The organism is Streptomyces calidiresistens, assembly GCF_014141525.1.
In the GTDB taxonomy this organism is placed as follows: Bacteria; Actinomycetota; Actinomycetes; order Streptomycetales; family Streptomycetaceae; genus Streptomyces; species Streptomyces calidiresistens.
In genome coordinates this window covers 1-7,688 of the sequence record NZ_VKHS01000199.1, presented here as the reverse complement: position 1 = coordinate 7,688, position 7,688 = coordinate 1, and the positions used below count along the sequence as shown (strand labels likewise).

Annotated in this window: 7 protein-coding genes; 5 read left to right on the top strand and 2 right to left on the bottom strand. The window is 75.7% G+C overall.

Features of this window, described 5'->3' with window-relative positions; genetic code table 11:
* Positions 1 to 174: 174 nt before the first annotated feature.
* Positions 175 to 1,116, bottom strand: a complete 942-nt coding sequence (locus FOE67_RS10885; protein WP_182663023.1) for a hypothetical protein — start codon at positions 1,114 to 1,116, stop codon at positions 175 to 177.
* A 320-nt stretch (positions 1,117 to 1,436) separates the two neighbouring features.
* Here FOE67_RS10885 and rplM point away from each other — a divergent pair, with 320 nt between their 5' ends.
* The 3 genes from rplM (at position 1,437) to glmM (ending at position 4,083) form a co-directional block, all read left to right on the top strand.
* Positions 1,437 to 1,880, top strand: coding sequence for a 50S ribosomal protein L13 (rplM, locus tag FOE67_RS10880; RefSeq protein ID WP_182663021.1), 444 nt, complete (start codon positions 1,437 to 1,439; stop codon positions 1,878 to 1,880).
* Positions 1,881 to 1,921: 41 nt separating this feature from the next.
* Positions 1,922 to 2,455, top strand: a complete 534-nt coding sequence (gene rpsI / locus FOE67_RS10875; RefSeq protein WP_182663019.1) for a 30S ribosomal protein S9 — start codon at positions 1,922 to 1,924, stop codon at positions 2,453 to 2,455.
* Positions 2,456 to 2,652: 197 nt separating this feature from the next.
* Positions 2,653 to 4,083: a phosphoglucosamine mutase gene (gene glmM, locus FOE67_RS10870; RefSeq protein WP_182663017.1), complete on the top strand. Its 1,431-nt coding sequence runs from the start codon at positions 2,653 to 2,655 to the stop codon at positions 4,081 to 4,083.
* A gap of 91 nt (positions 4,084 to 4,174) precedes the next feature.
* Here the strand turns inward: glmM and coaA are convergent, their stop codons facing one another.
* The gene (gene coaA, locus FOE67_RS10865; protein ID WP_182663025.1) at positions 4,175 to 5,170 is read right to left on the bottom strand and encodes a type I pantothenate kinase; all 996 of its coding nucleotides are present in this window, start codon (positions 5,168 to 5,170) and stop codon (positions 4,175 to 4,177) included.
* 225 nt (positions 5,171 to 5,395) lie between these two features.
* Here coaA and FOE67_RS10860 point away from each other — a divergent pair, with 225 nt between their 5' ends.
* Together FOE67_RS10860 and FOE67_RS10855 are read left to right on the top strand one after the other, a co-directional pair.
* On the top strand, positions 5,396 to 5,764 hold the full coding sequence (locus FOE67_RS10860) for a holo-ACP synthase (protein ID WP_182663015.1): 369 nt from the start codon (positions 5,396 to 5,398) through the stop codon (positions 5,762 to 5,764).
* A gap of 205 nt (positions 5,765 to 5,969) precedes the next feature.
* A complete protein-coding gene (locus FOE67_RS10855; protein WP_182663013.1) occupies positions 5,970 to 7,490 on the top strand; it encodes an NAD(P)H-hydrate dehydratase in 1,521 nt (506 codons plus the stop codon).
* The last annotated feature ends 198 nt before the right edge of the window (positions 7,491 to 7,688 follow it).

Below are 7,688 nucleotides of genomic sequence, written 5' to 3'. Positions count from 1 at the left end.
GGCCCGGGGCCCCGGGTTCCGGGGACGGCGGTGGGCGGACCGGACCGGCCGTGCCGTCGGCACCCCGTCGTGTGTGTTCCGCCTCCGGCCCCCGGCCGATCCGGGCCCCGGGCCCGCGCGTCCGGGGTCCCGGCGGTCGGTCCGTCGCCCGGGCCCGCGGACGTTCCCGTCGCGTCAGTCGCCGTCCGTGGCGCCCGGTTCCGGCTCCTCGTCCGCGCCGCCGCCGGCGGCGCGCTGCCGCTCGGCGATCAGCGCCTCGGCGGAGGCCGAGGCCTGGCTCTCGCCGCGCTGCACGATCCGGGTGTAGGCGTGCTCGTTGCCGTCCCGGGCGGCCCGCTGGGCGGGGGTGTCCTCGCCGGAGTCGGGGGTGTTGTCCAGGTTCCCGGCGATGGTGAAGTACACGTACCGGCCCAGCTGGCTGCGGGTGGTGCGGCAGCCGCCGCGTTGGCAGAAGGCGGCGGCCCCCTCGCCGATCAGCGGTGTGATGGGCCCCTCGGCCGCCTCCTTCGCCGCGGCGGCCTCCTCCTCGCCGGGGAACTGCGCCACCCCCACGGTCACGGCCACCCCCTCGGCGGTGTACGTGGCGCGCACCAGCGCGAGGCAGCCGTGCTCGGTGAGCGCGGTGGCCGGACCGGGGCCCGCGGTGGCCGCGCAGGCCTCGGTGCCCTCGGCGGTGTCGGCGGCTCCCCGCAGGTACTCGCGGTCCTCGACCCGCATCGTCTCGCCGGCGAAGAAGGAGTCGGAGGTGAAGGGCGCCAGATCCTTCTCCGGGTCGGTGACGAACTCCCGGGGCTTGGGCGGGGGCGGCAGGCTGGTCTCGGAGAAGGTGGGCTCGGGCTGTGCGTCCGGGGAGGAACCCCCGGCGGCGTCCAGGGCGTTGCCGCCCCGGTCGGCGGGCGCGTCGGAGCCGCCGCCGTTGCCCTGGTGCACGATGGCGAGGGCCACCGCCGTCCCGACCAGGACGGTGGCCAGGGCGCCGCCGCCGACCACCAGCCGGCGTCGGCGCCGCCGGTCGCGCTCGGCGTCGGCGGCCAGCGCGCTCCAGTCCGGGGTCGGCGCGCCGCCCCCGACTCCCCACTGCGGGTCCCCGCTGGGTCCCCCCTGGACATGGCTCATGCCGGCATCCTAGGGAACAACCGCGCGAGCCCCCAACGCCCGTCCCGGCCCGGATTCCCGGTGATCCCGGCGGGTCGGCACCGGAGGGCGGTCCCGCCGGGGGACGGGTCGTTTTGACCCCTCCCCTCGCGGACCGGTATTCTGCCTGGTCGATATGCGTAATGGCTTGCTCGATCTCACGTGAGGGGCCTTGCGCAGGACAAGTGGGGTGCTCCCTCCCGATCGTCGCGCGGTTTGCGTCACCGTGCCCCGGCTCGGCCGGGGTGAGGACCCCCGGTCCTTGTAAGGATCCACTCACCGAAGAAGCGAAGGCTACGACCGTGCGTACGTACAGCCCCAAGCCCGGCGACGTCCAGCGCCAGTGGCACGTCATCGACGCCCGGGACGTCGTCCTGGGCCGTCTGGCGTCCCAGGCCGCCATCCTGCTGCGCGGGAAGCACAAGCCCATCTACGCCCCCCACGTCGACACCGGTGACTTCGTCGTCATCATCAACGCCGACAAGGTGCACCTCTCGGGCAACAAGCGGAGCCAGAAGCTCGCCTACCGTCACTCCGGCTACCCCGGCGGTCTGCGGTCCGTCCGCTACGACGAGCTGCTGGCGAAGAACCCGGAGAAGGCCGTCGAGAAGGCCGTTCGGGGCATGCTGCCCAAGAACACCCTCGGCCGTCAGATGCTGTCGAAGCTGAAGGTGTACGCGGGTCCGGAGCACCCGCACACCGCCCAGCAGCCGCAGCCGTTCGAGATCACCCAGGTCGCGCAGTAGTCCCGGCCACCCATCCCAGACAGAGAGTTTCGAGGAGCATCGTGGCCGAGAACACCACCGAGTCCACCGAAGAGTTCGACACCGAGGCCGCCGAGGTCGAGGTGCCCGAGGGTGGCGAGTACACCACCGAGAGCGCGCCGGTCGAGGAGTACGACTCCGAGTCCCTCGCCTCCCGCTTCGGCGACCCGCTGCCGGGCGCCGGCACCGGTCGCCGCAAGAACGCGATCGCCCGCGTGCGCATCGTGCCGGGCAGCGGCAACTGGAAGATCAACGGCCGCACGCTGGAGGCCTACTTCCCGAACAAGGTTCACCAGCAGGAGGTCAACGAGCCCTTCAAGGTGCTCGAGCTGGACAACCGCTACGACGTCATCGCCCGCATCGCCGGCGGCGGCGTCTCCGGCCAGGCCGGCGCCCTGCGCCTGGGCGTGGCCCGCGCCCTGAACGAGGCGGACGTCGAGAACAACCGCCCCACCCTGAAGAAGGCCGGCTTCCTGACCCGCGACGCCCGCGCGGTCGAGCGGAAGAAGGCCGGTCTGAAGAAGGCGCGCAAGGGTACGCAGTACAGCAAGCGCTGACGCGGCGACAGCCGCTCCCCGGTCGGCCCGAGAGGGCCCCGGGGAGCGGGTCGGCCGTCACCGACGCCCCGTCGGCGGTTCGCCGCCGACGGGGCGTTCGGCGTTCCGTTCCCCTTTGTGCCGATTGTCGGTCGAAAGACAATCCGGGGATAGGGTTGGCGCAGTGGGGGCCGCCCGCAGCACGTTCGGAGGAAACAGTGGCACGACTCTTCGGTACCGACGGGGTTCGCGGCGTCGCGAACGTCGAGCTGACCGCCGAGCTGGCGCTGGGCCTGGCCGCCGCGGCGGCCGAGGTGCTCGGCGACCGCGACGGACACCGGGGGTCGAACGGCGCGCCCGGCGCAGCCGGCCGCCCGGTGGCGGTGGTCGGCCGGGACCCGAGGGCGTCCGGGGAGTTCCTGGAGGCGGCCGTCGTGGCCGGACTCGCCGGGCGGGGCGTGGACGTGATCCGCCCCGGCGTACTGCCCACCCCCGCCGTGGCCCACCTCACCGAGGCGCTCGACGCCGACTTCGGGGTCATGCTCTCGGCCAGCCACAACCCCATGCCGGACAACGGCATCAAGTTCTTCGCCCGCGGCGGTCGCAAACTCCCCGACGCGCTGGAGGACCGCATCGAGGAGCGCTACCGCGAACTGCTCGACGGGAAGCACCGCGACCTGCCGGTGGGCGCCGGCGTGGGCCGCGTCGTGGAGCGGCCGGAGGTCGCCGAGCGCTACCTCGACCACCTCGCCTCCGCGCTGCCCCACCGCCTGGACGGTCTGACGGTCGTCCTGGACACCGCGCACGGCGCCGCCTCCACCATCGCCCCGGCCGCCTTCGAGCGCGCCGGTGCCCGCGTCATCACCATCGGCGCCTCCCCCGACGGACTCAACATCAACGACGGCTGCGGCTCCACCCACCTCGCCCCGCTGCGCGCGGCGGTCCTGGAGCACGGCGCCGACCTGGGCATCGCGGTGGACGGCGACGCCGACCGCTGCCTGGCCGTGGACGCCGCGGGCGAGGAGGTGGACGGCGACCGCATCCTCGCCGTCCTCGCCCTGGCCATGCGCGAGGCCGGCACCCTGCGCGGCAACACCGTCGTCGCCACGGTGATGTCCAACCTCGGCTTCAAGCTGGCGATGGAGCGCGAGGGCATCGAACTGCGGCAGACCGCCGTCGGCGACCGCTACGTGCTGGAGGAGATGACGGCCGGCGGCTTCGCCCTCGGCGGGGAGCAGTCCGGGCACGTCATCGCCCTGGACCACGCCACCACCGGCGACGGCACCCTCACCGGCCTGCTGCTCGCCGCCCGGGTCGCCGCCACCGGCCGCCCGCTGGCCGACCTGGCCGCCGTGATGACCCGCCTGCCGCAGGTGCTGGTCAACGTGCGCGGCGTGGACAAGGCCCGGGTCGGCGAGTGCGCCGGGCTCGCGACGGCCGTCGCGGCGGCGGAGCGGGAGCTGGGCACCACGGGCCGGGTGCTGCTGCGCCCCTCCGGCACCGAGCCGCTGGTGCGGGTGATGGTCGAGGCCCCCGACGCCGACCAGGCCCGCCGGGTGGCCGACGAACTCGCCGAGGTCGTGCGTGCCGAACTGACGCCGGGCGACGCCCTGAACGGTTCCGTGAACGACTCCGTGCGGACCGGCTGAGCCCTCCGCCGGTGTCCACCGTCGTCCGTGGGTGCCCCGGGGGTCGCCGCCCCCGGGGCACCGGCGCGTCCGGGGCCGGTCGTCCCGGGGGTCAGAGCTTGCGCAGCGACAGCCGGCGCACCGTGTGGTCCGGCCCCTTGCGCAGGATCAGCGTCGCCCGCCCCCGGGTGGGCTCCACGTTCTGCGTCAGGTTGGGCCCGTTGATGGTCGCCCAGATGTTCCGCGCGTAGGCCAGCGCCTCCTCCTCCGGCACCAGGGTCCAGCGGCGGAAGTACGAGTGCGGGTCCCGGAACGCCGTCTCGCGCAGCTTGCGGAAGCGCTCCAGGTACCACTCGCGGATGTCGTCGGGGCGCGCGTCCACGTACACCGAGAAGTCGAAGTAGTCGGCGAGCGCCACCCGGGTCCGTCCGTCCCGGCCCGGCAGCGCGGGTTGCAGGACGTTCAGCCCTTCCACGATGAGGATGTCGGGGCGCCGCACCACCAGCCGCTCGCCCGGCACGATGTCGTACACCAGGTGCGAGTAGACCGGGGCGGTGACCTCCTCCCGACCGGCCTTGACGTCGGCGACGAACCGGGTCAGGGCCCGCCGGTCGTAGGACTCGGGGAAGCCCTTGCGCTCCATCAGGCCGCGCCGCCGCAGCTCGGCGTTGGGGTGGAGGAAGCCGTCGGTGGTCACCAGCTCCACCCGGGGGTTCTCCGGTCCGCGTCCCAGCAGCACCTTCAACAGCCGGGAGACGGTGGACTTGCCGACCGCCACGCTGCCGGCCACGCCGATCACGAACGGCGTGCCGCGCCGGCGTTCCTCCCCGCCGTTGCCCAGGTCGCCGAGGAAGGTGTTCAGCGCGCCGCGCAGCCCCCGGGTGGCCTCGACGTAGAGGTGGAGCAGGCGCGCCAGCGGCAGGTAGACCTCCCGCACCTCGTCGAGGTCGATGACGTCGCCCAGGCCGCGCAACTCCTCGACCTCCTCGGCGGAGAGCGTGAGCGGGGTCCGCTCGCGCAGGGTGCTCCACTCGGCGCGGCTCAGATCGACGTAGGGGCCGGCGGGACGCCGGGGGCGGGAGCCGCCGGCGCCGGCCGGGCGGGGCAGCGGGTCCCCGACGGTGTCGGCGAACTCCGGACCGGCGGGTTCCGTTCCGGCCGGTCGGTACGAGGGCTGCTGCGATGAGGGGACCACGCAACCATTGTCCGCACCGCCCTTCGGGGCTCCCCGCCGGGGCCCGCCCCGGGGCATCGGCGCCGCTACGCTGCCGGTTGGCAGGCGACACGGCCCGGTGGGGTCGGGAGCGCGCGAGGAACGGCAGGGGAGTCGGGCGTGATCATCGGAGTGGGCATCGACGTGGCCGGCATCGACCGTTTCGCCGAGTCGCTGCGCCGCACCCCCCGCCTGGCGGACCGGCTCTTCGTGGACACCGAGATGTGGCTGCCCGACGGCGAGCGGCGCGGCACCGCCTCCCTGGCGGCCCGTTTCGCGGCCAAGGAGGCGCTGGCCAAGGCCCTGGGCGCGCCTCCCGGTCTGCGCTGGACCGACGCCGAGGTGTCCACCGACGATCTCGGCCGTCCCCGGTTGACGGTGCGCGGGACGGTGGCGGCCCGCGCGGCCGAACTCGGTGTGCGGCACTGGCACGTGTCGCTCAGTCACGACGCGGGGGTGGCCTCGGCCGTGGTGATCGCCGAGGGTTGACGCCGGGGCGACGCCCCGGCACCACCTGTCCGGACCACGGGGTCCTCGTCCGCGGCACGCCGGTATCCACCGCGACCGTGCGGGCGGGTCCCCTCGCGTGTCATCGCGTTCCATCGGAGTCCCCGGGGCCCTCCCGGCGGCGGGAGGGCCCGACCCGCGTGCCCGCTTCCCCACCGGCACCCGGTGCTCCGGGCAGACTGGGCGGATGCGTACCGCGTATCGCGTCGAGACCGTGCGCGCCGCCGAGCGCGCCCTCCTGGAACGCCTCCCCGACGGGGCCCTGATGCAGCGGGCCGCCGCCGGTCTGGCCGCCGTCTGCCTGCGGATGCTGCGACCCGGACCGGTCACCGGCGCCCGGGTGGTGCTGCTCGTGGGCACCGGCGACAACGGGGGCGACGCCCTGTGGGCCGGTGCCCGGCTCGCCGCGCGCGGCGTGGCCGTCACCGCCGTCCTCCTCGACCCCGACCGCGCGCACCCCGCGGGCCTGGCGGCGTTGCGCCGTCGCGGTGCCCGGATCGTCGGGACCGCCGACGCCCTGGCGGAGGACGGCGCGCCGCGGGTCTGGGGCCGGCCGGGGAACCCGCCCGCCCTGGTCGTGGACGGACTGCTCGGCATCGGCGGACGCGGCGGACTGCGCTCCCCGGCGGCCGAGGTGGTGCGGCGGGCGACCGCCACCGGGGCACCCGTGCTGGCGGTGGACCTCCCCAGCGGGGTGGAGGCGGACACCGGCGAGGTGCGGGGCGAGGCGGTGGACGCCGCCGTCACCGTCACCTTCGGTACCCACAAGCCGGCGCTGCTGGTCGCCCCGGCCCGGTACCGCGCCGGCGTGGTGCACGCCGTGGACATCGGGCTGGGTCCGGAACTGGCCCGGTTCGGCGGGGAGGCCGGGCCGGAGGTGGTGGCGCCCGAACACGCCGACATCGCCGCCCTGTTGCCGACCCCGGGCCCGGAGAGCGACAAGTACCGGCGGGGCGTGGTCGGCGTCGCGGCGGGATCCGAGCGGTACCCGGGGGCGGCCGTCCTCGCGGTCTCGGCCGCGCTGCGCGGCGGCGCCGGCGCGGTCCGCTACCTGGGGCCGCCCGCCGAAGCGGTCCTGGCCCGACACCCCGAGGTGCTGGTGGGGCACGGACGGGTGCAGGCCTGGGTGGTCGGCCCCGGCCTGGACGACGCCGACGAGGGGCGCGAACGTCTGGCCGCGGTGCTCGCCGACGACGTGCCCACCGTGGTGGACGCCGACGCCCTCGCCCTGTTCCGCGACGCCCTGCCCGCCGACCGTCGCGCCCCCCTGATCCTCACCCCGCACGCGGGGGAGGCGGCCCGACTGCTGGGGGTGGACCGGGAGGAGGTGGAGGCCCGCCGGCTGTGGGCGGTGCGCGAACTGGCCTCCCGGTTCGGGGCGACCACGCTGCTCAAGGGCTCCACGACGCTGGTGACCGTGCCGCCGACCGAGGGTCCGCCGCCGCCGGTGATCGCCAACCCGACGGGCACCCCGTGGCTGGCCACGGCCGGCACCGGGGACGTGCTCGCGGGACTGATCGGCTCGCTCCTGGCGGCCGGGCTGGCTCCGGGGGAGGCCGCGACGGCCGGGGCGTACCTGCACGGCCTCGCGGCGCGGCTGTGCCCGGAGCCACCGGTGGCCTCGGACGTCGCGGCGGCGCTGCCCGCCGCCCGGCGGTTGATCGCGGAGCCGGACCCGGGGCCGCCGGCGGACCGACCGGCAGGCTGAGCGGGCCCCGCCCCCGAGGGGCGTGTCCGCCCGGTGCGCCCCGCTTCCCGGGCCGGCCCGAACACCGACCGGAAACGTGCGTTCCCGGCGACCTCTGGAACACTGTGGTGGATGAACGTGCACCACGCCCCGGCTCCCGCCGACCCCGCCCCGCCGGCCTCCCCGGCCGCCGGTCCGGCCGGGGCCACCGTCCCCGCC